General features: G+C 45.2%; 28 protein-coding genes. 18 read left to right on the top strand and 10 right to left on the bottom strand.

Annotation, left to right across the window (positions count from 1 at the left end; genetic code table 11):
* The first annotated feature begins 150 nt into the window (after positions 1-150).
* From R7Z47_RS17850 to R7Z47_RS17825, 6 genes are all read left to right on the top strand, one after another.
* A complete protein-coding gene (locus R7Z47_RS17850; protein ID WP_239939239.1) occupies positions 151-582 on the top strand; it encodes a type III secretion system chaperone in 432 nt (143 codons plus the stop codon).
* A gap of 3 nt (positions 583-585) precedes the next feature.
* The gene (locus tag R7Z47_RS17845) at positions 586-1,749 is read left to right on the top strand and encodes a VopS family T3SS effector adenosine monophosphate-protein transferase (protein ID WP_239939240.1); all 1,164 of its coding nucleotides are present in this window, start codon (positions 586-588) and stop codon (positions 1,747-1,749) included.
* A gap of 255 nt (positions 1,750-2,004) precedes the next feature.
* A complete protein-coding gene (locus R7Z47_RS17840; RefSeq protein ID WP_033906168.1) occupies positions 2,005-2,451 on the top strand; it encodes a type III secretion system chaperone in 447 nt (148 codons plus the stop codon).
* Between the two features lie 10 nt (positions 2,452-2,461).
* Positions 2,462-3,439 carry a type III secretion system effector VopR gene (vopR, locus tag R7Z47_RS17835; RefSeq protein ID WP_054579503.1) on the top strand — a complete coding sequence of 326 codons (978 nt, stop codon included), beginning with the start codon at positions 2,462-2,464 and terminating at the stop codon, positions 3,437-3,439.
* Positions 3,440-3,669: 230 nt separating this feature from the next.
* Positions 3,670-4,128, top strand: a complete 459-nt coding sequence (locus tag R7Z47_RS17830; RefSeq protein ID WP_005387141.1) for a CesT family type III secretion system chaperone — start codon at positions 3,670-3,672, stop codon at positions 4,126-4,128.
* A gap of 9 nt (positions 4,129-4,137) precedes the next feature.
* A complete protein-coding gene (locus tag R7Z47_RS17825; protein ID WP_104979257.1) occupies positions 4,138-5,616 on the top strand; it encodes a cation transporter in 1,479 nt (492 codons plus the stop codon).
* 89 nt (positions 5,617-5,705) lie between these two features.
* Here R7Z47_RS17825 and R7Z47_RS17820 read toward each other — a convergent pair whose 3' ends face one another.
* The 10 genes from R7Z47_RS17820 to vscN all read right to left on the bottom strand — a co-directional run bounded on the left by R7Z47_RS17820 (position 5,706) and on the right by vscN (position 14,268).
* On the bottom strand, positions 5,706-6,608 hold the full coding sequence (locus tag R7Z47_RS17820) for a DMT family transporter (protein WP_411913055.1): 903 nt from the start codon (positions 6,606-6,608) through the stop codon (positions 5,706-5,708).
* Between the two features lie 106 nt (positions 6,609-6,714).
* On the bottom strand, positions 6,715-7,425 hold the full coding sequence (locus R7Z47_RS17815; protein ID WP_239945629.1) for a helix-turn-helix domain-containing protein: 711 nt from the start codon (positions 7,423-7,425) through the stop codon (positions 6,715-6,717).
* A gap of 102 nt (positions 7,426-7,527) precedes the next feature.
* Positions 7,528-8,577 carry a SctU family type III secretion system export apparatus subunit VscU gene (vscU, locus tag R7Z47_RS17810; RefSeq protein ID WP_005387129.1) on the bottom strand — a complete coding sequence of 350 codons (1,050 nt, stop codon included), beginning with the start codon at positions 8,575-8,577 and terminating at the stop codon, positions 7,528-7,530.
* A gap of 15 nt (positions 8,578-8,592) precedes the next feature.
* On the bottom strand, positions 8,593-9,378 hold the full coding sequence (sctT, locus tag R7Z47_RS17805; RefSeq protein ID WP_031778955.1) for a type III secretion system export apparatus subunit SctT: 786 nt from the start codon (positions 9,376-9,378) through the stop codon (positions 8,593-8,595).
* The gene (gene vscS, locus R7Z47_RS17800; RefSeq protein ID WP_005377227.1) at positions 9,375-9,641 is read right to left on the bottom strand and encodes a SctS family type III secretion system export apparatus subunit VscS; all 267 of its coding nucleotides are present in this window, start codon (positions 9,639-9,641) and stop codon (positions 9,375-9,377) included. Before vscS ends, sctT begins: the two co-directional genes overlap by 4 nt.
* 13 nt (positions 9,642-9,654) lie before the next feature.
* A complete protein-coding gene (gene vscR / locus R7Z47_RS17795) occupies positions 9,655-10,305 on the bottom strand; it encodes a SctR family type III secretion system export apparatus subunit VscR (protein ID WP_005377232.1) in 651 nt (216 codons plus the stop codon).
* On the bottom strand, positions 10,302-11,270 hold the full coding sequence (vscQ, locus tag R7Z47_RS17790) for a SctQ family type III secretion system cytoplasmic ring protein VscQ (RefSeq protein ID WP_025768125.1): 969 nt from the start codon (positions 11,268-11,270) through the stop codon (positions 10,302-10,304). Before vscQ ends, vscR begins: the two co-directional genes overlap by 4 nt.
* Positions 11,267-12,478, bottom strand: coding sequence for a type III secretion system needle length determinant (locus R7Z47_RS17785; RefSeq protein ID WP_256903287.1), 1,212 nt, complete (start codon positions 12,476-12,478; stop codon positions 11,267-11,269). The genes vscQ and R7Z47_RS17785 overlap by 4 nt, the downstream gene beginning before the upstream one ends.
* Before the next feature lie 9 nt (positions 12,479-12,487).
* A complete protein-coding gene (locus R7Z47_RS17780; protein WP_258479985.1) occupies positions 12,488-12,949 on the bottom strand; it encodes a type III secretion protein in 462 nt (153 codons plus the stop codon).
* A complete protein-coding gene (vscN, locus tag R7Z47_RS17775; RefSeq protein ID WP_054575030.1) occupies positions 12,946-14,268 on the bottom strand; it encodes a SctN family type III secretion system ATPase VscN in 1,323 nt (440 codons plus the stop codon). Before vscN ends, R7Z47_RS17780 begins: the two co-directional genes overlap by 4 nt.
* A gap of 185 nt (positions 14,269-14,453) precedes the next feature.
* On the opposite strand from vscN, the gene sctW reads away from it, so the two are divergent.
* The 12 genes from sctW to vopD are packed head-to-tail and all read left to right on the top strand — an operon-like array spanning position 14,454 to position 24,116.
* Positions 14,454-15,347, top strand: coding sequence for a type III secretion system gatekeeper subunit SctW (gene sctW, locus R7Z47_RS17770; RefSeq protein WP_064376729.1), 894 nt, complete (start codon positions 14,454-14,456; stop codon positions 15,345-15,347).
* The gene (locus R7Z47_RS17765; RefSeq protein WP_170893405.1) at positions 15,328-15,612 is read left to right on the top strand and encodes a TyeA family type III secretion system gatekeeper subunit; all 285 of its coding nucleotides are present in this window, start codon (positions 15,328-15,330) and stop codon (positions 15,610-15,612) included. The genes sctW and R7Z47_RS17765 overlap by 20 nt, the downstream gene beginning before the upstream one ends.
* On the top strand, positions 15,599-15,973 hold the full coding sequence (gene sycN / locus R7Z47_RS17760; RefSeq protein ID WP_005377240.1) for a type III secretion chaperone SycN: 375 nt from the start codon (positions 15,599-15,601) through the stop codon (positions 15,971-15,973). Before R7Z47_RS17765 ends, sycN begins: the two co-directional genes overlap by 14 nt.
* Complete coding sequence (gene vscX, locus R7Z47_RS17755) at positions 15,970-16,347, top strand: type III secretion system protein VscX (protein WP_167415228.1); 378 nt, start codon at positions 15,970-15,972, stop codon at positions 16,345-16,347. The genes sycN and vscX overlap by 4 nt, the downstream gene beginning before the upstream one ends.
* A gap of 5 nt (positions 16,348-16,352) precedes the next feature.
* Positions 16,353-16,694 (top strand): type III secretion system chaperone VscY, encoded by a 342-nt coding sequence (gene vscY, locus R7Z47_RS17750; RefSeq protein WP_005377248.1) that lies wholly within the window; start codon positions 16,353-16,355, stop codon positions 16,692-16,694.
* The gene (gene vcrD, locus R7Z47_RS17745) at positions 16,678-18,804 is read left to right on the top strand and encodes a SctV family type III secretion system export apparatus subunit VcrD (protein ID WP_086013006.1); all 2,127 of its coding nucleotides are present in this window, start codon (positions 16,678-16,680) and stop codon (positions 18,802-18,804) included. The genes vscY and vcrD overlap by 17 nt, the downstream gene beginning before the upstream one ends.
* Complete coding sequence (locus R7Z47_RS17740) at positions 18,804-19,217, top strand: LcrR family type III secretion system chaperone (protein ID WP_053304394.1); 414 nt, start codon at positions 18,804-18,806, stop codon at positions 19,215-19,217. Before vcrD ends, R7Z47_RS17740 begins: the two co-directional genes overlap by 1 nt.
* 60 nt (positions 19,218-19,277) lie before the next feature.
* Positions 19,278-19,562: an LcrG family type III secretion system chaperone gene (locus R7Z47_RS17735; RefSeq protein ID WP_005395092.1), complete on the top strand. Its 285-nt coding sequence runs from the start codon at positions 19,278-19,280 to the stop codon at positions 19,560-19,562.
* 10 nt (positions 19,563-19,572) lie between these two features.
* Positions 19,573-21,396, top strand: coding sequence for a virulence-associated V antigen (locus R7Z47_RS17730; RefSeq protein WP_318130344.1), 1,824 nt, complete (start codon positions 19,573-19,575; stop codon positions 21,394-21,396).
* 12 nt (positions 21,397-21,408) lie between these two features.
* Entirely contained in the window at positions 21,409-21,894 is a 486-nt protein-coding gene (gene vcrH / locus R7Z47_RS17725) for a SycD/LcrH family type III secretion system chaperone VcrH (RefSeq protein ID WP_005377258.1), read from the top strand.
* Between the two features lie 7 nt (positions 21,895-21,901).
* Entirely contained in the window at positions 21,902-23,101 is a 1,200-nt protein-coding gene (gene vopB / locus R7Z47_RS17720; RefSeq protein WP_005377260.1) for a type III secretion system translocon subunit VopB, read from the top strand.
* Positions 23,102-23,111: 10 nt separating this feature from the next.
* Positions 23,112-24,116, top strand: coding sequence for a type III secretion system translocon subunit VopD (gene vopD / locus R7Z47_RS17715; protein WP_262606991.1), 1,005 nt, complete (start codon positions 23,112-23,114; stop codon positions 24,114-24,116).
* The last annotated feature ends 205 nt before the right edge of the window (positions 24,117-24,321 follow it).

Below are 24,321 nucleotides of genomic sequence, written 5' to 3'. Positions count from 1 at the left end.
TTTAATGCCTTTAAACAAAAAAAATCCGACCATTTCTAAAATATTCACTGCCATAAATCCTTAAGAATACACCTAAGAAAGCTGCTTAGTTGATAAGTGTTGCAACCAAGCAGCGCCTCTAAAACAACAAAAATAGGATTATTTAGTCGAATGGCTAATGGATTTATAACTTCTTTACTGACAGATTTTGCCAGCCGCTGCCAATTGGAGCCGTTGGTTTTTGATGAAGATGATTGTTGCCATCTACTCGTTGAGCAAAACACAGCAATCACAATTCGTGCACAAGAAGATCGTGCGACGCTTATCGGGCTGATTTCAGGTGATGAACCGAGTGCTGATATTTTGCATCAACATATGAAAGATGCCTTAACGCAAGGTTCTCCAGCGGTATGCTGGGAGGAAGAGACCGGATACATCGGTTTCATACACCTGCCTCAGCAACTGCTAACTGCATCTTTTTTCGATGAGTCATTTGCGAATTTCATCGAGTGGTTAAAAAGTGCGAATACACAAGAAGTAACCAACAAAACAACCGAAGTACCGGAAACGAATACCACTCATTTTTCCACATTAAGGGTTTAAAACATGATCAGTTTTGGAAGTGTTAGCGCGTTGCAGGCCGCCATGCCGCAAGCTCGTAACGAGATACTTAACGAAGGTAAGCTGAGTATTGGTGGCAAAGAATACCAAATCAACGCAGCGACCCAAGAATTTACTCGTACCAATCCTACTAATGGTGCGGTAGCGCGATTTTTTGAAGCGACAGGAAAATTGTTTCGCGAAGGCAGCTCACAATCGGTTGCGAAAGCCCTTACAAAAGCCGTATTTGATAATGAGCAAGGCCAAGCTCAGCGTTTACGAGCTGCTTCTTCTGTTGAGCATGGACAAATGTTCTTCAAAGATGGAAACATAAAAACCGCATCAGATGTCTTAAATGCCTTTGCGAAGTTAGACAGTAAATCAGTTCAGTCGAACTCTGCTGAGCTAAACCAGTTAGCAGAGCGAGCGATGACAGAGGCAATGTTAGAAACCGATTCTGGTAAAAACCTCACATCACTGATTGGCGAAAGTGCAGCGAAGTCGCTTGCTGGACGTGTAGTAAAGGACTACGGCGGTGGTATATCTGCAGCGCAGAAAAATCCGGCAGGTAGCATCAATCAAATGCAAGCGGTGTTTGATATGGAGGTGATGCATCTTAAATCGGCGCAACGTCATATCGAAGGTCTAGCAAGCACCGATCTAAACCAAGGTGTATACGCTGAAGGACTGGCAGAGGACGCGTTTAACAAAAGTGGCGTAACCAATAATGTTGAAAGAGCTGCGGCGTGGATCATTAATGCTTCTAACTCTAAAGGAAACGATGCCGAAAATATTACGTCTTTACTGAAAGAATACGCGTCTAATGGTAAAGACTTATTGAATATGGAAAACCTAAAAGAGCTACACGCTCGATTGGTGCCTAATGTTGAGCGTGATTACCGAGGGCCAAATATTTCGGGTGGCACTTTGCCGTCAAGTATTGGCGGTGAGGGCATGTTAAAGCAGCACATTGAAGGCTTTTTGAAAGAGAACCCTGTAGAAGATAAAGACTTAGGTAAACATTTGTTCGCCGGAGTTATCGGGTACCATGGCTTTACCGATGGAAATGGTCGCATGGGGCGCATGCTATACGCGATAGCAGAACTTCGTAACGACTCGTTCAATCCTTTAGCTATGGATGCAGAAAATAGCCTTCACGGTATTAAGTGATTTTCTACTTCTATTTAATTTTCGGAGCGGCGATTGCCGCTCTTTTATTTTCCAGCTTAACCTTAATTTTTCTTCTCAATAAAACGGCTAATAGCAATAAAAATGAGACGTTGAAATAAAGTGTCGGTTTCTATCTCGCCATAAAATCTCTTTTATCCTTATTCGCTTATTTAAATGAGCCGTTATACCCAAGTGGCTTCGCTGAAATAAATATATCGATGTCACTTAGTTATAATAAATTAGACAGGACACAACATGGATACAGGAAAGATTAATATGCTTCTCTCTGAGCTAGGAGAAGTGCTGAACCTTGAGCGCGTGACAGCGTATGACGATCAAATGTGGTCACTGCATTTTGCTGAAAACAACAGTGTCGATGTTCTGCTCGTAGAGGAAAAAGGCGAGTTATTGATTTCCAAAAACCTGCTTATAGAACAAGATGATATTACGCTAGATAAACTTCAAGTTTTACTTGAATACAACTTTTTGTATCGAGAAACAGGTGGTGTGCAGTTTTGTGTGAATCCAACACGCAAAGACGTTGTTCTTCAAGTTGCTATCGCGGCTGGAAGTGAACTCACCAACATTGCTAACTTAATCATTCAGTTGAATGAATTAGTTGATACTTGGGGACAGTTATTTCAAAACAACACGGTTGTAGATTTTAGCCAAACAGACGTACACGCATTTATTCAAGTTTAAGGCATCACACATGGTCAATATTAATACATCGCACATGCACTCGTTGAGTCAGTTAACGTCACATTTGGCGACACAAAATCAGGCTGACGACAAAGAGGTTCGAGCACACAACGGCAAAGATATTTTTGTTAAAGAGGGTGCACCAAAAAATAAAAGTATCAGCGCGCGTATTAGCCACCAGAATAAAGCGAAAGATATTGTAGTGAACCTGCTTACTAAGCAGGGTATTCCTAAAGATGTTGCGAAGCTCATGCTGAAAAATGTGTTGAACGGTGAAAACAAGTTAACGCTTGGGAGCCTGAAAAATCTTGAGAGATTGTCGTCTGGTCCTAGCTCAAATTGGCCCACTGCACAAACGGCAGCCTCTTCTTCCAAAACCAATAAAGCCTCATCGAGTGTCGCGCTTATCAACGAACATAAAGCCAACCTTCAAAAGCTTGGTGATTTTGCCTGTACGGACTTAAATACGTTCGGTGTTAAGGGGTCACAGTTTTATGAAACAAAAGGAAAGCCACGACTAAAAGAGCTTCACGCGGATCAAGCGCGAATCATGCAAGATCACAGAGCGACGATGTCCGCAAACGGAGTTCAAGCTGCAGCACAAAGAGGAACCGCACCGCAATTAAGCACTCTACAGAACATTGCTAAGGCAGTACAAACCGCGAAAGCCGGCTGCTGTACTACATTTGCCTTTGCTGCCGCCGCTGAGATGATTCAAGGCATGTCAGGAACACCTGAAAGTGAACCCAAAGTAGAAGTGGTTGCGTTTAAAAAGGGTCATTCAGGTACACACCTTTATGTACTGGTTGGTCGACAAGAGGGGAGCGACATAAAAGATCCATCAACGTGGAGTAAGGATGTGAAAATTGTTGACCCGTGGGCGACATCTGCATTCGGTGCACCAATGTTTGGAGATGCACAACGACCACCTGTTTCGAATATGTTCCCGCCAACAGAAGTCATTTTTGATAGCCATAAACTGGGTTAGTCAATCTGCAAAAGAAGTGAGCAAATACACCATGCTAAGCATCTAACCTTTATTGAAAGAGCAGCCCTGAGCTGCTCTTTTTTATTACTCTGGAAACTCGTTTTTAGAGCGAGATTTCTGCGGAAAACCTCACAATGCAGGCGAAAAAGTGACAAAAATAAAGCCATTACCGACATCGTTCAATCTGCAATCGTTGTTCAATAGAGTTATTGAAACAAAAGGAAAAAGTTATGAACACGATTCAACAACTGCTCTTGGAGTTTTGCCAACTCAATGAGTTGCCCGAACTGAATTTTGAAGAAAATGAACGTTGTCAGCTACTGGTCGATGATCGCTACATGTTGTATTTCATCGCGACAGATACGGATGATTTGATGTTGTCTGTAACGTTCGGAGGGTTAGAAAAATCCGGTGAACAACGACTAAAAGGTTTAGAGCTTCTTGCTCATGCTAACTATCAAGGAATAGGTAGTGGCAGCCTCGCACTTGCTTTGGCTCCAAACGGTCGACAGCTTGTCTTAGCAGGACGTAAACCCGTTGAGCATCTAAATACGACGAACCTTACCGCTTGGTTTCACGAAGTTATTGAACAGGCCGAGCTGTGGCAAGCGCGTTTCGCAATGTTGGATCAAGCGATTCCAACCACCTCTAATCATGAACAAGCTCATGTTCAATCACTTCGTGTGTAGGAGAGAAAAATGGTTAATACAACACAAAAAATCAGCCAAAGCCCAGTACCTGATCTAGAGCAGTTTCGTGCAGTTGCTGCGCAAAAAGATGACCGAGTGATCAGTAAAAGAGGTGAAGTAAAAGAACCTTCCACATTCCACAAAGGTCACAAGTTTGCTTCTATTCACGAAGGCGTATTGAGAAGCAAATACACTAAGTTTTTCCAAGAAAACATCAAAACTCACCTTGATTTAAAGCAGGCGCTACTTAAGCAAGAAAAACCTGAGGTTGCGCTGTTGGCTTACTCCCTAGTGAGTCCTTCAGGCTATCGCGGTGAGCCACTTACTGAGCGTAAAATCTTAGAAGTTGTCAGCCTATTGGATGAAATAAAAGTGAGCAGCGATACGTACCAGCAGCTTAAAAATACGTTTGATTCGATCAGCAAAGATCCGCGTATGCAGGTGAGTTTAGAAGCCCAGTATCCAGGAAAAATGGATGGCTTCGCTGCTGAACTGCTACAGATGGGCAAAGAAAAGCTAAAAGGTTCTGGTGTTAACGCCGTTATTAACTTGGCATTACCTGGCGTTGGCTTATTGATTTCTACAGGTCGAGAGTTGCACAAAGCGGCCGTAAATGGTGATGCTGAGGCTTACCATCATCAGTTAGAACAAATTTCACAGCTGCCAGGGCGAGATCAACGTCTTTCTATGCCGATGCAGCAAACCTTGGCTCAAGGTCATGCGATACTGTCGGCTGAAGGTGGCATTGGAGCTACGTTAGGTATGGCGACGGGGAGCCTGGGCACGTTCGGTGTTAGCTCTGTAGCAACGGTGGGCGTCACACCGATAGCAAAAGAGGCAATCGGTTCTGCGGCAACGACTGCTATCATGAGCGGCGGTGGTTTTGTGGCGAACCAAGCTGGGGCATACGGGTTAAATACGGAAGTAAAAGAGCAACTTATGCAAGGTGAAATGTCTGGTGTTTTACCTAGACTTGAAGTTTCCAATGCAAAAGGAGACTTTACCTTCAGTATGCAAGATCCGGCTTCTGTCCGTGCATTAATGGCGTACCTTGGTCCTAAGGAGAATACTGCAATGACTTCTCCTCAAGCGCCTAAAGAGGCACAAGAGATGGAAGCCGCGCGATTAACACTGAAAAAGATGTTGGGTTCAGAGCCAAGTGAGCACTTGGTTCCTGACGTAGACTCTATCTTGAAGCTAAGCCCAGAGGATGCACCAAGTAAAACCGAGTCTATTGCTAACGGGGCGTTTAAAAAACTGTTAGGAGAAGATTGGGATTGGCTCATGCCAGCTGTTCGAGCGATTGACAAAGGGGAAGCAAGTAAAATAAACGAAAAGCTCACCTACAAGCTCCCCCTAGATGCAGCAAACGGACGAGTTTATCTTGATAAATGCCCAAACCTGAGTGACGTCCAGTTAGATGCGCTAGAAAAATTAGGCTCACCAAGTCAATTGCGATTGATGTACTTGGCAGAAGGCTGGGTGTAATTTCAAATGGTAAAGTAGGGAGTAGGTGCTGCTCCTTACTTTATCTACCGTCAGCGTTCCTTTTTGGGGCTGGCTCATGTCCATTGAATTTAACTTTTCGACTGAAGAAACAAACACACAAGTGTCAACGCTATACCAACCCAACCAATGAAAGAAATTTCTTCCCCAACAATCGCAACTGCTAGTGCTGCTGCGATAACAGGTTCAAATAGCGTGAGTATGCTAGCTCCACTGGCTGTAACAAACCGTAGCCCAAACCCAAAAGCGACGTAACCTAACCCTATTGGAATCAAGGCCATGTAGAGCATGACCGTCGTATTAGTTGATGATGCAAATAGATTATCGCCCGTGATGAAAAGTGTTGGTAGAAGCAAAACTCCACCAATACCAAAAACACTTCCCATGGCCGTTTGCGATTCAATGCCGTGGTCAATCATAGCCTTTACTCCCCATGAGTAGATGGCGTACGTCAGACCTGCCAATAGGCCAAGTAATACACCCCAATGCTTCATATCCTGATCAAATAAGCTATTTGCGGATGACTCAGAAGCCAGCAACAAGGTAATGCCAATGACCCCGATTGCGAAACTCATCATCCAGCGCTTGGTTATGGTCTGATTTCGGCTAAAGAGACACTCTAACAAAGCAGAAAAGAAAGGTGCAGTGGAGATAGAAACAACCGTACCAATAGCCACACCGGCGAATCGCATTGATGAATAAAAAGCCAGTGGGTAGGTGGCTAAGGCGATAATACTAACCAGTAACGTTTTCTTCTTATGTACGACTTTTCGAAAATCTCTCTTCAGTGACTTCGCAGACAGACATGCTTGCATAAATCCACCAATACCCATAGAAAATGCGCCAATGGCGAGAGCACTGACATCCGGTGCCAAGCTGGCAGCGGTGCCCGTCGTTCCCCACAGGGTTGAAGCAAAAAGTATGGATAAAGTTCCTAATTGATAGTCGGTGAAATGTTTTTTTAACACTGTAATTTCTACCTAGTGAATGGCTGTTTTAGGGTAGAAAGAATAAAAGAAAGCGATAGAGGTTTTTGTGCTGAAAAGACGGAATACTTGTTCCAGAAGACTATTTTAGTGACTATCGGGAAAACTCTCTAGGAGACATGCCAAAATGCATTGAAAACCGTCGACTAAACGCGGAAAGGTCACTATAGCCAACTCGTTCAGCTATCAACTGAACTGGAAGGTCTGTATGAGTCAATAGTGCTTTGGCTTTTTCCATACGTTGTAGTGTAATGTACTTATGGACGCTCATTTTTAGCTGCTCTTTAAAAAGCTTTTTAAACTGCGTCGGACTCAAGCAAGCGGCATTCGCTAATGAGGCAATGGTGAGTGGCTGATCAAGCTGCTCGGCGATCACAGCCTGTACATCTCGAATACGCGAATCCACGGAGCGAGACCGCTTTTGCTGCTCCAGCAACAGATAGAAGGTTGCAACCATTGAGTTTTCAATTTCATCATTAACCTGATACTCAAGTTGCTTTTCGACAAACTGGATAAAGCTCAGTAGAGGCGGGCTAATCGAAAACACAGCCACACTACTATCCATCAAATGAGTGGGCAAAGTGGTCATATCCGCAACAATAAAGCGTGATGACTCTTCGGCATTAAAACCGTGAGCACAACTTTTGGGGATGACTATGCAGTCGCCAACCGCCACCTTTCCGACATAACTATCCATATCAATCTGTATGTTGCCCTGGAGAGGAAGCACGAGTTGATGATAATCACTATGAGTATGTCGGCTCATACGTTTCGTGTAGGAGCGAATGCTTAAGCTAGATTTCATAAAAACAACATACAGTTAAAGGATACCGCATTATAGCGTGGAAAGTATCGAGGTTGAAAGCTGGTCAGTTGTAAGCCCAGATCTTGAGTGGGATGTGGTTTGTTAGTCCGCCTCGGATTCTAACGAGGCCAACCAACGAAGTACTTCGGCGGTTGCTTCAATAAGATCACTTGGGATGTACTGGTCGACGTTGCCGTCCGCGTATAGTGCACGAGCAAGAGGGACTTTTTGCATCACAGGCACACCTTCCTCTTTGGCGATTGCGACCATACGTTTGGCTACCGCATCGGTTTCCATCAAAGTGATGACGGGCAGGGGCGTTTCGCCTTTCTTGTAATAAAGGCCAACCGCGATATGTGTTGGGTTTGTAACTAATACATTAGAACGTTTAACGTTTTCGCGTTGATTGGAGGCTTGTAGCTCTTGGTGCAACTGACGACGTTTGCTTTTTATTTCTGGACTGCCTTCCATCTCTTTGTATTCGCGTTTCACTTCGTCCTTGCTCATTTTGAGCTTTTTCGTGTGATCAAATTTCTGGTACGCAAAATCTGCGGCAGCGATGACGATGAAGCCTACCGAAGAGATAATCATTAATTGTTTAATCATGACGCCAGTAATGGTCGGGACACATTCTAGCCCACAAGTTGGAATTTGCATTAAAGCGTTGATGTTACCGCGTAATGTCACCCAGATAATGCAGGAAAGAAGAGAGACTTTAAGGATCGACTTGATAAACTCAATCACACTCTTGAGGGAAAAAATGCGTTTGGCCCCTTCGACGGGATTGATCTTTTTGATGTCGGGTTTAACGGACTCACCACTAAATAGGAATCCGAACTGCCCCATATTGGAAAAGATGGCGACGAGTGCAGCAACCAGAATAATCGGAGCGAGTAGATAGGCAATTTCTTTTGCGATGGCGATAGCGACATCGACTAGCGCATCTTGGAAACCCTGATAAGCAAGCTTACTTGGTAGGAGAATAAGCGCTGAGATGTGCGACATGTAATAATCGGCGAACGCAAACAGTACAATTATGAGCGCCAAAATTAATGCAGACGATACGATTTCTTGGCTTTTGGCAACCTGACCTTTCTGTCGAGCATCGCGTAACTTTTTTGCGGTGGGTTGCTCTGTTTTTTCTGCACTCATAAAGAATCCTAAGCGTTATTGCCAAATGGTATTGAGTTGTTCTGCGAATCGGGTAATGCCGTAAAACTGTACTTCAAAGTGATCCATCATTATTCCGAGATACACGATCAGTAAAACACTCGCGATGGCACTTTTTATTGGCATGGCAAGGAAAAAAACATTCAATTGCGGTGCAAAACGACTGATAAGCGCCAGACCAAACTCAGCAAGAAACATTGCCAACACTAGTGGAGCGGACATCAACACACCAAGCCACATAAGCTGTTCAAATTGCGCGTAGAAGAAGCTCACCCATGCGTCGCTAACGGTTGGGAAAAAGTCCACGATCGGCCAAGATGTATAGCTTTTGAATAACGCATAGATAAAAGTGACAAAGCCCCCGCCAGAGAAGAACAGGGTAATCAACGTTTGGGTCAGTAATACCGCTGTTGGTGTGGATTGTGAGCCTAGCGTTGGGTTAAACATACTCGCCATGGCAGCCCCACGTTGGTTGTCGACCAGAAAGCCGGCCGCTTCTATCGCCCAAAAGGGGATAGCAGCAACAAACCCTATCAATAGCCCAATTAATACCTCCTTACCCAAAATCATTATCAGCCAAATGCCGTCGGTTTCTGCGGGCAAGCTTTGCTGATTAATCATCGGAAATATAAACAGTGCGAGTGAGCAAAGCACACCATTTCTCACCATGGTGCCGCCTAACATTTGCTTGCTCAAAATAGGCAAAAAGATGAAGCATGCCATTAACCTAGGTAACGTCAGGCTGTACAAAAATAAAGCCTGGTGTAAGTCGTGATAACTCATCGTATTTGAGGAATTTTATCCATAGCAAGCGAGGCGAAGGCGTGGAGCTCTGCCCCTAGCCATTGCGTTGTGACGAACAGCGTAATAATGACCGCGATAAGCTTGACCACAAAGCCTAACGTTTGTTCTTGGACCTGAGTTAACGCCTGAATAAGCGACACCAATGTACCAACCAATGCTGCGACTAAAATCGGCGGTAATGACAAGTACAACACTAGGGTTAATGCTTGAGTCGTGAAATGAATGATTTCAGCAGAATGCATACTTTCTCCGTGATTAACCGTAACTCAACACTAAGCCGTGGGTGAGCTTTGTCCAGCCGTCAAGCAAGACAAAAAGCAACAATTTGAAGGGGAGGGAAATCGTCATTGGCGATACCATCATCATCCCCATCGCGAGTAGGATATTCGACACAATTAGGTCAATAGCGATGAACGGTAAGTACAACAGAAAGCCAATTTCAAAAGCGCGAGTAAGCTCGCTGACGGTAAATGCGGGCAGTAAGAGCAATAAGCTGTCCGACTCTAAACGGTCTACGTACTTCTGTGGCCACAATGTGCGTGCAGCATCAGTGAAGAATATGGCTTCGGTTTCCCGAATATGCTTTTTCAAAAATTCTCGATAAGGCTGTAAACCGCTTTCAATGAGGCCTTCTACACTTGCAGAATCTTCAAGGGAGATATCATGCTGCTTTACGTAGTCGTAGGTTTCAAACCCGACGGGAGCCATGATGAAAATTGACAGAATGATAGCCAATCCGTAAAGCGCCATATTCGGCGGAATTTGCTGTACACCGAGAGCGTTACGCAACAGTGAGAATACAACGGCGAGTTTCACAAACGACGTCGCCATCATGGCGATAAATGGGATCAGTGCCAGCAGTGCTAAGCTGACAATGAGATTGAGCTCGTCGGGTAACTGGATCATGCTGGCTCCTGCGTGCCACCGAACAGCTCCAGTACGCGCACACCTAAATGTTCGTTAACATTAACCAGTTCACACTCACCAATGATTTTGCCGTTGGCACGCAATGTTACCGGCTTAGATACAGGCTGGTTTAGCTCGAATACGTACCCTGGCTGAAGCTGGTTAAGCTGCTCTAGCGTGATGGTTTGATGGCCGATATCAAACGTGAGTTCCACAGGCAGTTGCTGGTGGTCGGTTAACATTTCTGAAGTGTTTACGTCATTCATATTGGTTTCTTTTTCAATAATGTGAAGAGTTTGGTCATCTAGCTGGCAGCGCCAGAGATTCTGGTTAGATACTTGAAAAATGGCTTGTTGCTTGGCGATGTAACCATCGTCAAAAAAGATGACATCTCCCAGCTCGAGCGAATTAAATTCGCTTAACGTCAAATGGGTCCTTCCAAGACTTAACCACACAGGTAAAGCGAGGTGTCGAGCTTGTAGAGCAGCGCTGTTTGGTAGCGCATCCAACAACACGTCTGATCCTTCGCTAACCCACAAACAAAGAGAGCCGTTAGGCTTATTGAGGGTTAACATTAAAGTATGCTCTTGGGCCTGGCTCGCCTCTAACGGCTGTAGTTGACTAAGAATGGGTAACTGACCAAATAGCGCTTTGATTGCCTCACTATGCGGTTCTATCTGTGAGCTCAAAAGTGCTAACTGGAGGGAGTTAGGCAGGGACTCAAACGCAGTAGCATTTAAGGTCGATTTCAGCCAATGTTGGAGCTGCGCACGAGAAAAGTCTACTTGTAGGGTTTGCCCTCCAATCAACGTGGTTAAACGGAACCCTTCAAATGAAGGGATTTGAGCAACAGTAATCGATACGCTCTGACCATCAGTCCCTTGGAAGTGGCACTGTTTTGCACAAAGTTGATTGCTGAGCGCGATACTTTCTGCATCCACTTTGGGTATTATTAACGGCGTCATAGGTCATTCTCCGCTTGCCATTCTTCATACACGCTGCGTTGTTGGCGTGAGTGTTGTTGTTCATGTTGTTGTTGATCGAGCTGTTGAGTTTGTTCGCTGATCGCTAAGCGAAGTGGCTGCTCACCGCCGAATCGGTTTAGCCGTTCAGCAAGATCTTGTCTAGCTTGCTGGCTAATAATGGAAAGGGCATGCTCTTGTCGAATCGTCACGCTATACCCTTGAGCGTCCAACTTTATGTGGATTTCACCACCTTTTAATTGCCCTTCACTTAGAAACAGCCGAACCTCTTTGTTGTCCGATGCGGTTGGTAGAGCAACATAGATTTTGTCCACCAATTGCTGGAGTAATTGGTTTACGTCTCGCGTTGGGCTTGGTTGAGCCTGCGAAGCAACACTTTTTAGGATGACATCGCCTTGTGTTACCGCACTTGCAAAGGGTTGAGAAGGCACTTTTTCTTCATCCGTTTTAACGGCGACTAGTGCGCTTTTCGTCACGATTTTTTCAAGAGGCTTGGTTTCAGGCAGGCCACCAGTTTGGTCTGGTCGTTTGCCTGTATTCTGTAGCGGCGGAGTTGCACGCTTATTGTGCGTTTTTTCAGTTTGCTTTTTCGTTAAGCCAACAATGTTAATCCCATATTGAGCGAGCTCTGTCTCTGTCGCACTTTGGGGAAGCAAGCCAGATTCAAGCGTAGAGAGACAATCCGGCGAGGTATGTTTATCCATCGGCGTCGGTTTATCATCTTTCAAATGAGCTTGAGCTTGAAAGTGAGGATCAACACGCTCGGTAGAAGGGGAGCTTAGAACTGTGTCGCCATCGCTTTTTCCATCATTTTTAAGCAATTTATTGTTTTCGCTAATTATTTCTTCGCTATTTGCTGCGTCGTCTTGCGGTTTCTCTATATCTCTCTTAGTGACGACGTCACTTTTACCTTTTAAAGTGGAGGTGTTTTTGTCAGCGTTTGCTTCTTGGTTCGATGAGTTAGGTTTCTTATCTAGACCTTGAGATGTCTTATGCCTTAGCGGTATGTCTTCTTCGCCAGTATGATTTTTTTGGGGATTCGCAACGATAGACTCCTTTCCCTTGCTAGGCTTCTTCCTCATTGCATGCTCGAATTGTGATTGAAGCTCGGCCTCCTTCTCGAGAGGCACTTGTTCCGGCGTTGATTTGTGCAGCGTATTCGATGTTTCAGTTGTTGGGGTAATGCGCATAGTGAACCTTTAGATAATGTCGACAGTGCGAAACTCTTCCTGTTCGAGTTCTTCTTGGTATTGCCTTTCTCGCGATTTTTCCGCGACTTCTTGTTGCTGCAACTGAACGAATTTTTCTTTGGTTTTATGGGCTTGTCGCGCCTCTTTTTGCTTTTCTTTAAGTGCCGAGCGTTCGATTTCAAGCGCTTTTTTTGACTCGGCCACACGTTGTTTAAGTTCGGCTTCTCTCTCTCTTAACAACGCGATTTCTTGTCTTAATGTTTCCAGCTCTTTAAGAACGAGCGTTTGTTGTTTTGCTTTAGCAAAACGTCGCTCTTCTTCTTCCTGGCGCCAAACGTGATAGTCCGCGACAGAACGTTCGGCCTTTTGAACCTGTGCTGCGGCGTTTGACACTCGGTATTCTTGACGCTTGACGGCTTTATCCGCACGGTCAGAGCGAATTTTTTTGATTTCTAATAAGCGTTCTATCATTGTTTCGCCATCCCTTTAAGTTGAGCGATAGCGCCATCAAGATCGCTTGGTTCATGAGTGCCTTGGCGTAAAAAGGCGCGTATATCATCACTTTGTGCAATGGCCATATCCGCTCGGCTATCTGCGCCATGTTGGTATTCGCCAATTTTGATTAGCAGTTCAACTTCTTCATACTTAGCTAACATTTCGCGAATATGAGCAGCAGACGCCTGATGATCGGATTCAACGATTTGATTCATCACTCGGCTTGCTGAGCGAAGTACATCAATGGCGGGATAATGGTTCATTGCCGCAAGTTTACGCGAGAGAATGATGTGCCCGTCTAGAATTGAGCGAGTTTCATCCGCGACAGGCTCTGTCATGTCGTCACCTTCCACCAACACGGTGTACAGTGCTGTAATTGATCCTTTGTCTGATTGTCCAGCTCGTTCCATCAGCTTTGGCAAAGCGGCAAAAACGGAAGGCGGATAGCCACGTCGTGTTGGTGGCTCGCCTGCGGCTAGTCCAATCTCCCTCTGTGCGCGGGCGAAACGCGTTACAGAATCCATCAGCAGTAGCACGCGTTTACCTTGGTCACGAAAATATTCTGCGATAGAAGTGGCAACAAAAGCGGCTTTGGCGCGCTCCATTGCTGGGCGATCAGAGGTAGCGACCACTAAAACCGATTTGGCCATTCCTTCTTCGCCTAGGTCATGCTCAATAAACTCGCGTACTTCGCGTCCGCGTTCACCAATTAAGGCGAGAACGGTCACGTCAACTTCTGCGGAGCGAATCAGTTTTGCCAGTAGGGTACTTTTACCCCCACCAGCCGCTGCAAAAATACCCATGCGCTGACCTTCACCACAGGTCAGTAGCCCATCAATGGATCGAACGCCAAGAGAGATTGGCTTTTCAATTAGTTTACGTTGCATTGGTGGTGGCGCATCGCGATAAACAGGATACCAAGCACTTGGTTCCTGACTCTGCGTACCATCGAAAGGACGTCCAAGCCCGTCAAGCGTTGTACCTAACAGGTGGTCGCCAACACCCACTTCGTGCATTTTGCCCATTGGGCTTACTTCTGTATTTGAGGAAATCCCAAACATATTTCCTAACGGGGTGAGCAGAGCGTGATGCTGCTGGAAGCCAACCACTTCCGCTAACAAAGACAGAGTTTGATCGGGATTACGCAACTCACACAGTTCACCTACACGAACGCCAGGGACGACAGCTTTGATAATGGTGCCGGTGACTTGTGTAACGCGCCCGCGAATTTGGATCAAACGCGTGTGTTTAATCGCAGATTGTTGGATATCAGTGATGTATGAGAAATCGTTCAAGGTAAAAATATGCGCAATGATTGATGCTGAGAGGATAGAAAGTATAAGAATCAATTTATAGTGAATATCAGTCGGGAGTTTTTAGAAAACTGAAAGCGCACTAAAAAAACACGTCTGATTTTGACAGCTTCAAAAAAGCGCACTTCCTATAATTCGCCTGTATTGTGCGGAAGGAGTGCAAGTGAATGAGTATTATCAACAATCATATCGCAACAAATCCAAAGTTTGATGCGTCTATCCAAAACGGGTTGGAATCGTCTCGCCCCGACGTTTCACAAAAAGGCAATTATCGCGGTGAAACCGTCCGTGTTCACAATGCCACACAATCACTTTTTGATGCGATGGAAGAACTCACTTCACTCGGTTCCGAAAAAGCAGAGAAAGATCTGACCAAGCGCAAAGTGAAAGACAGTGGTGTTCGAGTTAATGAAGCACATGAACTCGTTTCGGACTATTTAAGAAAAGTCCCTGATCTTGAAAAGAATCAAAAGATCAAAGATTTGGCTACAAAAATGGCGGGAGGAAATATCTCGACCATCGCGCAATTACAAGCCTACTTGAATGGGTTTTCCGAGGAGAAAAGCCATCAATACCTCGCGCTAAAAGCCGTTAAAAAGTTTTTGAGTGCGAGTCCAGAAAGTAAACACCTACTAGCGCTGATTGACCAAGCACTTCTAAGAATCGAGCAAAACCCAGATACATGGTCTCAAATCGATACGGAAATCCGCGTCTCAAATTTTGCTGATGAATACAGCCAAGAGCAAGAGTTTAGCTCTTTGCATCAGCTGCGCGGCTTCTACCGCGATACCGTTCATAGTTATCAAGGGCTCGGCGCGGCTTATCAAGATGTTGTGGCGCGCTTTGGTGAGCAGGAGGTATCGACCGCTGTTGACTTTATGCTGCAAGGCATGAGTGCAGATCTTAGTGTTCAAGGTAGCAGTATCGATTCGGTTAAGTTGAAGTGGTTGATGTCCGATATGCAAAAACTCAAAACTCTAAATACGTTGCAAGATCGTGTGAGTCAGCTGTTCCAAATGTTTAAACCGGAAAGGACGAATTATGGCTTATCAAGTTTCTAATTTGATGGCTGATGTGATTGCGTTGGTAGAGCAGCGATGGGTAAGCAGTGATGAGATATGGAAAGTCGTCAACGCAATGGAATTGACGGCGGTAGAACAAAAAATCGATTTTTTTCGAGAGTTCCATAAGTTAGTTCGCGCAATCCCAATTGACGTATTCGCCGATGAAGAACAACGACAGAATTTAATCCAAGCGGTACAAAAGGCGCTAGACGAAGCCATTGATATAGAAGAAGAGGAAGCGTGGGAAGATGAGTTGGATTGATGCATCCGTCGATGAATTTTGCCGAGGAATGGGGCTCGATGCCGTCGATTTCTCATCAGCTGGACGGGTGCAGCTGGATTTTGAGCAAAGTGGTACGCTGCATATTGAGCGACAGGGTGAGCAGTTATTCTTGATGTTGTCTCGAGCGTTATCTTGGCATCAAACCAGTGACATTATTCAAAGTGCACTGTGTTTGTGTCATGCCGATCAAGGCTGGCCTTTCGAAATTAAAACCGGCTTGTTAGATGAGCAAACTCTGGTTTTTTCAGCAAGGCTAAAAGGAGAGGAAGTAACACTTCCGACCTTAGAGCAAGCGTTTACGCTTTTGGCTCGTCTGCATAACGATGTGGCAGGCTCATGACTCGAGTAAGCACTTTAAACGTAGGCATAGAAGCCTTCACGCATGTTACTCATAGTGAGGTTAAGGCCGATTTCCCTGAACGGTTTCAATTACTTCCGGATGGACAGGCGGTCGCTACGCATTTAGAGAAGCTCTATGACCTCAGGCCTTCAGACCAATACCTAATCGCGTTAACCAAGCCAAAATTGTTGCACTCAGAATTGTTGCGTCCAGAAAAGTACCGCCAACAGTTCGATGAAACGTTAGCTCAGCTGCAAGTTCTTGCACATGACTCAGGCTCCGTTTCTTTTATCAAAGCATCCGAAACGCTACAAAGTACACAACTTGATCAGCGTTACCTCACTATGGCGCTCAATCTCCTTATTCAGGTCTAACCAACATGTTGAGATCCAAAGACATTGAACTCTTACTTGTTCACGCTGCGCTACAAGTTCAATACCAAAAGCCAGAGCATGCCATTTCTATTCTCGATGCGGTTCTAGAAATAGAACCGCAGCACAAAGAGGCGATGCAAACACTTGCTGTGGCATGTTTACAAAGTGGTCGATATACCCGGGCGATTGAGGTGTGCGAGCACTTATTAAAATCCGACCTTCATCCTGACTCGGCAGGACTCTGGTTTTGTTTAAGCCAAGCGCGTTGGAAACAAAATGACGTCGATGGGGCACGCCAAGCGCACCGACGCTATCTGCAATCTTTAAATAGTGAATCACATGAATAAGTTGATCGATATTCTAAACAAAGTAGGGCAACGCAAAGACATCATGCTTGCGGTGATGTTACTCGCGATCGTCTTTATGATGATATTGCCACTTCCTACCGCACTGGTGGATGTGCTGATTGGCACCAACATGAGCATTGCGGTGGTGCTGCTTATGTTAGCGATTTACATCACCACGCCACTTGAGTTCTCTGCATTTCCTGCGGTGCTATTGATCACGACATTGTTTCGTCTGTCTTTGTCTATCACGACAACCCGCTTGATCTTGCTACAAGGCGATGCTGGTCAAATCGTTTATACATTCGGTAACTTCGTTGTGGGCGGTAACTTAGTGGTCGGTATTGTTGTGTTCCTGATCATTACCATTGTTCAGTTTATGGTGATCACCAAAGGCTCAGAAAGGGTAGCAGAAGTTAGTGCGCGCTTCTCACTCGATGCGATGCCTGGTAAGCAGATGAGTATTGACGGTGACATGCGTGCTGGAGTAATTGACGTACACGAAGCTAGGCACCGACGATCACTGATTGAAAAAGAAAGCCAAATGTATGGCTCGATGGATGGCGCGATGAAGTTCGTTAAAGGCGACTCCATTGCGGGTCTGGTCATCATTGTGGTCAACATCTTAGGTGGCGTCACGATCGGGGTAACGCAAAAAGGCATGAGTGCTTCTGAAGCACTTGAGTTATTTGCGATTTTGACCGTTGGTGATGGTTTGGTGTCGCAGATCCCGGCACTCTTTATCGCGATTACCGCCGGTATTATCGTGACGCGTGTTTCTCATGAAGACTCTTCTGATCTTGGATCGGATATTGGTGGGCAGGTGATTGCTCAGCCACGTGCGCTTCTTATTGGTGGTGTGCTTTTGGTGCTGTTCGCACTCATCCCTGGGTTTCCAAAAATCACTTTTCTGGTCTTGGCCGCCGTGGTTGGTGGTGGTGGTTTCTTCCTTTTCTATCAACAGAAAAAACAAGCGGAATCAGATAGCACCGACTTATCAAGCTTTGTTTCGCAAGGGGCCGGTTCGCCAGCAGCGAAGCCAAGCAAACCCACGCCTTCTAGAAACAGTAAAGGTAAGTTAGGTGAGCAAGAAGAGTTCGCCATGACGGTCCCGCTGTTGATTGATCTTGACGCGAGCCTTCAGGAAAGCTTGGAAGCGGTCGCATTAAATGAAGAGCTAGCAAGGGTTAGACGCGCACTATATCTTGACCTAGGCGTGCCTTTCCCAGGCATCCACCTGCGCTTTAACGAGGGGATGCAAAATGGCGAGTACTTAATTCAGTTACAAGAAGTCCCGGTTGCACGAGGACGAATTGTTAAAGATCAACTCTTGGTGACAGAAGGGAATGAACAGATCGATTTATTAGGCGTGCCTTATGAGCAAGATGAAGATTTTCTACCTGGTATTTCTAGCATTTGGGTGGCACAGAGTTATGAGCAAAAACTCGTAGCCAGTCATGTAGGTTTTCTCACACCCGACAGAATTTTAACGTACCACTTGTCTCATGTTCTCAAGGAGTACGCACAAGACTTTATTGGTATTCAGGAGACGCGTTATCTGTTGGAGCAGATGGAAGGCAGTTATTCGGAGCTAGTCAAAGAGGCCCAGCGTATTGTTCCGTTGCAAAAAATGACGGAAATCTTGCAACGCTTGGTTTCTGAAGACATTTCTATCCGAAACCTTCGCGTGATCTTGGAAGCGATGGTTGAGTGGGGCCAAAAAGAGAAAGATGTTGTACAGCTGACGGAGTACATTCGTTCCAGCTTAAAACGTTACATTTGCTACAAATACGCAAGCGGACAAAACATGTTGCCCGCTTACTTATTGGATCAAAATCTCGAAGACACAATACGCAGCGGTATTCGTCAAACCTCAGCAGGGAGTTACTTGGCGTTAGACCCGTCAGTAACGCAACAATTTGTCAGTGATGTGAAACAGACCATTGGTGACTTAAGCCGCATGCCGAATAAACCTGTGCTAGTTGTGTCTATGGATGTACGCCGATATGTGCGAAAGCTTATTGAATCGGAATACTACGATCTGCCCGTTTTGTCATTTCAAGAACTAACCCAGCAAATCAATATTCAGCCACTTGGAAGGGTGGGGATGTAATGAAAACAAAACTAATACTCTCGCTGGCGCAAGCGGGGATCGAAGTGACGCCATACTTTTGGCAACAAAGTGAAATTCAACTTGGTTATCGAATTGAAGTTGAGGGCTTAGAGCTCGTTTTTCGGGTGGAGGACGGTGAAATCATCATCGTTCTTCTGAAACGCGTTCGTCCAAAATTGGGGTTGAGTAACCCCTTTGCCGGCTTATTTCTCTTGGCTGAACATGCCATTCAACTTTATCCCTCCGATTGGGTCATTCGCGGCAACGTCGATGTGTTACGTGGTAGCAACATGAGCAGCCAGCGATTGGCACAATTCTATCTAAAAGCATGCGGTGCAAGCCATGATGAGCTAGACGACTGGTACTGTTTACGCCTAGCAGATTATAGACCTTTGAAAAAGTTGAAAAAGTAAAAACTCACGACTGTTACTGACAGCACCGATGAGATGACCCGCTTTAAGATAGGAATCAAGATGAAGCAACCGTTTACCGATGCGATTGAGAACGCTGAGCTTGCCATTAGAAAAGCTGAAGACAGAACCGATATTTTTAACGAGCTATTGGAAGGCTTAGGTGTTGGTCCTGTTGCGGGTGATGTTTTACTTGGCGGCATAAAAGCACCAGTAGATACCATGAAACGTGCAGAGCAAGAGCTAATAGACGAAGTCCAGCGCCGCCGGCAACAACAAAATCAGCTACAAGGTACGTCAGGTAAACGCAGAAAGCGTCCCACAGTGATGCGCGGCATGATGATTTAGAGGTTTGGAAATGACGAATATGAAAACGACTGGCTCTACGACAGGAGCAACAGACACAGCTGCGAGTAGTGCACCATTACCCACTTTCCAACAAAACGTGATAGAGGCATTTACCCCTGTACTGGGTGAAGCAGAGACTCAACAACTTGCCTCTCTAATCTCTTCATTGCCAACTATCTCGGGACAAACGGAATCACAAAGCATCGCGCTTTATGTTGATACACTTGAAAGCCTAAAAGCGAAAAATAACGCGTTTGCTGGTATATCATTGACCGACACCGCATCTGTCTGGATAAAGTCGCTACAAAGTTCTAACTCAGATGGCGAATTAACCGCAGCCGAGTTTAATGCTCAAACAAACCAAACGCTATCAAATCAGTTTCAGGCTTGGTTTAGTAAGTTACTGACGGAAAACGTAGATAGCTCGTTGTCTACTGAGTTTGTTAGTCAATTTAATCTGGGCACTCAGAGTAACCAAGCGGAGCAGATCGCCAACCTCTCCGAGACAGGTCTGGCTAATGCCACCAAAGAAATTTCTCTTTTTGTTGCAGAGCTTGCTAATCAAATGGGCTCCCGTGAAGTGAGAGATGCTTCTATTTCTTTTCTTCGCAATGCCTTTAGTAGTTTAGGTTCCGTTAATCTCGCGCAGCTGAAGAGCTCGGATTTTCTGTTGACTAAAGAGAGTTTCGCTCTTCAAGTCTCAGCTCAATTAAAAAGTAGTTTTCAAGGCATCGGTATTACTTTAAGCACCGATGACGCAAGTGCGCTAGCTAGCAGAATTACCTGGACTCCTGGTATTTCTAAACAGCAGCTTAAAGAAGCGTTAGATGAAATGGCCGCTCAAGTGAAAGGCCAATATAGTGCAGCTTATGGTGAGGCGACTGGAACGAACAATCTAAAAGCAGCACTTAATACTGTCATTGGTGGAACTGAGCCTTTGACCCTTTCTAGTCTGTTCGCCAACTTCGCGGTGAGTTTAACAAATATAGAAATCGACGACTTTTACCAGGACAGAGCGATAGCCGATGTCCAAAAGACACAAATAACGGCAGCTCAAGTTAATTTGATCAAAGAAAACACCGAACGAGATATCCGATTACAGTTTGAAAAAATAGTAAAAGGTGAATCTACCGGGGCTTCATTTACTGAGCGATACGAGGCATTGCGCAAGAACTTAGGGGCATTGAAAGAGCGTCTACTCAATATCACCGATAAAGAGAAAGCGGATCGCGAGGTGAGAGCAGAGCACTCTCTAACGGCTCGTGATTTGTTGGCCGTTGTTGAGTCCAGCATTGGAGACCGTTTTGATGAGCAAGTGCTGCTTGCACTAAATGAGCGTCGTGTTAACCGTTTAGAGAAACGTAATGACCAGAAAGAGGCATTAGAGGATCTCACAATACAGCTTAAAGTTTTTGGTGTTGTGCAATCAAAAATTCACTCTACGCAAAGTGTTGATGGGGTTTATAAACCGGGATATCCAGAAAGTAACTTCAAAGCGAGTGACTTTAACTACAGCAATCAAACGGATTTTGAAGCTTCACCTGAGTACAAGTATTTGACGGATAATAAGATAACAAACCATCGAGACTTCCTTCAAACACAAGGTATTACTATCGGTGATGGTGCGTCGTACCAAGACGAAGAGAAGTCGAAAAAACTGTCTAATTTTTCTAGTTCTGTCAGTGCTAAATCCAAGTTGCTTAACGATGAAGTGCAAATCAAAACCACTGAGCTGAACGACACCAGTTCTCAATACAACTCGACCGTTGAAGCGATGAACAAGTTTGTTCAGAAGTACCACAGTATTTTACAAGAAATCCTACGAGCCATTTAAGGATAACCAACCATGACTAAAACAAACGCGACCGATCCATCTCAAATGCAAGCAGAAGAACTGCTGTCTTTTTTGGAAGAGGGAGGCACGTTAAAAATGTTGCACGATGTGTCTCAGGACACCATCGAACATATTTATGCCGTAGGTTACAACTTTTTCCAATCGGGAAAGATTGAGCAAGCAGCGAAAGTATTTCAATTACTCAGCATGCTTGATCATTATCAGGCGCGATTTTTCATTGGCCTTGGCGCGGCTCGTCAGGAGTTGGGTGAGTATCTGCAGGCAATAGACGCCTACAGCTACGCAGCGCTAGTGGACGTAAATGATCCACGCCCACCTTTTCACTCTGCTGAATGTCACCTTAAACTGGAACAACTGACAGAAGCAGAGAGTGGGTTTTACAGCGCGAAGGAGATGTCTGCCGGAAAATCACAATATGCAGATTTGCATGAGCGTGCAGGCATCATGTTAGAAGCGGTGAGAAATAAAAAGGAGTAATTAGACTATGAGTTCTATTGCACTTGACCGCATCCAGACACAGGTTTATAGCCCTGAATCTGGCCAAGCCACGTTAGATAACGTGCAGAAAACGGCGTCTACAGCGACGCCTTCTGTGACGGTAGAAAACGTGAAGAGTAAAGATGCAGATGTACTGAACACCGGAAAAGTAAAAGTTCAGTTAGATGCACCTAACGCAGCTGTTAGTGACAAAGTGAATGATTTGACGCTAAAAGCCATGGCACAGCTGCAAAAGATCGTCGATACCATTGCAAAATCTCTCCATGCAGTTGCAGACCAAACAGGTTCGATTGCCGTCAAAATCATCGCAGGATCTGCTGATGATTTTGAAGTAGAGCTTGCTGCTATCACGGATAAACTGAAAAGTGCTCAAAACGAGCTGAAAATTCAGGAAGTGAAGGTCGCAAAAGCTAAGCACGAAAAAGAGATGGTGGAAAACCAAGACAAAATCAAAGAATCGGAAGCCGCTGCAAAAGAAGCCCAAAAATCAGGCTTAGCAGCGAAGATCTTTGGTTGGATCAGTGCGGTGGTTTCTATTGTTGTTGGTGCCGTAATGGTGGCAACGGGTGTTGGTGCAGCAGCCGGTGCACTTATGATCGCTGGTGGCGTCATGGGAGCAGTGAGCATGGCGTTGCAAGAGCCAGCCGTTCAAGATGCGCTAAAAGAAGCGGGCGTAAATGTCGATGTGCTAAACAAAGTCGTAATGGCATTAGAAATCGCCGTCGCGGTTATTGGAGCTGTTGTGACGTTTGGTGGTGCAGCAGCTGGCGGTATCGCGAAACTTGCAGCAAAAGGTGCTGGTAAGGTAGCTCAAAAGGTCACGGAAATCGCTACGAAAGCCGCTGCAAACATGGCGAAAGTGGCGGATATGGGCACAAAAGCTGCGACAACAACAGCGAAAGCGATTCGTTATGGCGCAGAAACCGTCGATCTTGCCGTCAATGTGGGTAAAGGCGCAACGGACAGTGTCCATGCTGCTAACAATGCTCACGTAACAGAGATTCAGGCTGATATCACAGACCTTCGAGCCAAAATGACGTTAAGCCAGGCTGTCATTGATAAGCTCAAAGAAGAGATTGGTAAGTTGATGGAAGACTTCCAAGAGCTGATGAGCCTCATCATGCAAATGATTCAAGCGAAAAGTGAAACTATGCAAACGGTGTTAAGCCGTCCTGCAACGGTATAAGGAGTTTATTATGCTAGATAAAGTAGGCGGAACGGGTCGTGGTGAACTATACGGTTTAGGCGATACCATTAAAACCAACAAAGCAGAAAAAGCGCCGGAAACAAAGCTTGAAGCGGGTGCCGTTAAAAGCCAAAGTGAGTCAGGTGTTTCTGGTGCAGCACGCTACCAGTTAGAGACGCCTAAAGCTCCTACAGTGAGTAACCAAGCTCAAGTTGTTGCAAACTTAATGAGTGCTCTTGCGCCGACGGTGAGCTCATTAATGAGCACAACGATGAAAGCGCTTAACGGTGAGGAGGTGATCAAGTCACCATCAGATGCGGTATCACAATCGTTGACGCTATTAACATTGTTGTATCAAGTATCAAAGCTGAGCCGTGAGCAGCAAGTGCTACAACGTGAAATTGCTGTTGAAGCAAACGTCGCGAGTTTAGAAAGCCAAGCGGCAGAACTAAACAACTCGGCAAGCGCAATGATCGCGATGGCAGTCGTTTCGGGTGTATTAGCGGGTGCTACCGCAATTATTGGTGCCCTTGGTTCTTTCAAAGCAGGGAAAGAAATCAAGAATGAAATGGCGAGCAATAATGTACTGAAGACGCAAAAAGCTGGCTTCGATCAAGCAGAAGAGTTATTAAATAACAATAGCTTGTCTAAAACTCAGCAAGATCAGGTTAAGCGTGCGCACTTACTAGCGAAAGACAATATCGCAGACACGACAGCGCAGCTGACAAGTGGTGGCCGTAAGTTCGATAAGTTGATGAGCTCAAACCAAGCGAAGAACGCGATTCTTCAAGCTTTGGGCCAGATGGCAAACTCAGCATCGAATGTAGAGCAAACCAAAGCGCAAGCGCGCAGCAAAGATGATGAAGTACAAGCGACTCGCGCACAAGCAGCCAAACAGAAAGCCGATGAAAACATTGGTTTCCAAGAAGGCTTATTGAAAGAACTACGTGACTTGTTCCGATCTATCTCAGATAGCCAGAACCAAGCGTGGCGAGCATCAGTCCCAACGGTGTAACCATCCGTTTCACTAACTACAAAGCGTTGTTTATACAACGCTTTTTTTATTTCAGCTATCTAAACTAGATACGGATATTTACTGGGTGATTTGTTTGTAAAGCAATATAACGTAGTGAGTTACATTGCATAAAAGTTACTGTTTTTGTTGAACTCAGCTCAAAGCTAACAACTTCATAGTAGCCTTGTTGCGTAAAATTAAGTTA

It is taken from the genome of Vibrio sp. 1641 (assembly GCF_033339995.1).
Taxonomy (GTDB): Bacteria; Pseudomonadota; Gammaproteobacteria; order Enterobacterales; family Vibrionaceae; genus Vibrio; species Vibrio alginolyticus.
Note: the sequence above shows the minus strand (reverse complement) of the source record. Positions and strands in the feature narration are given on the sequence as shown.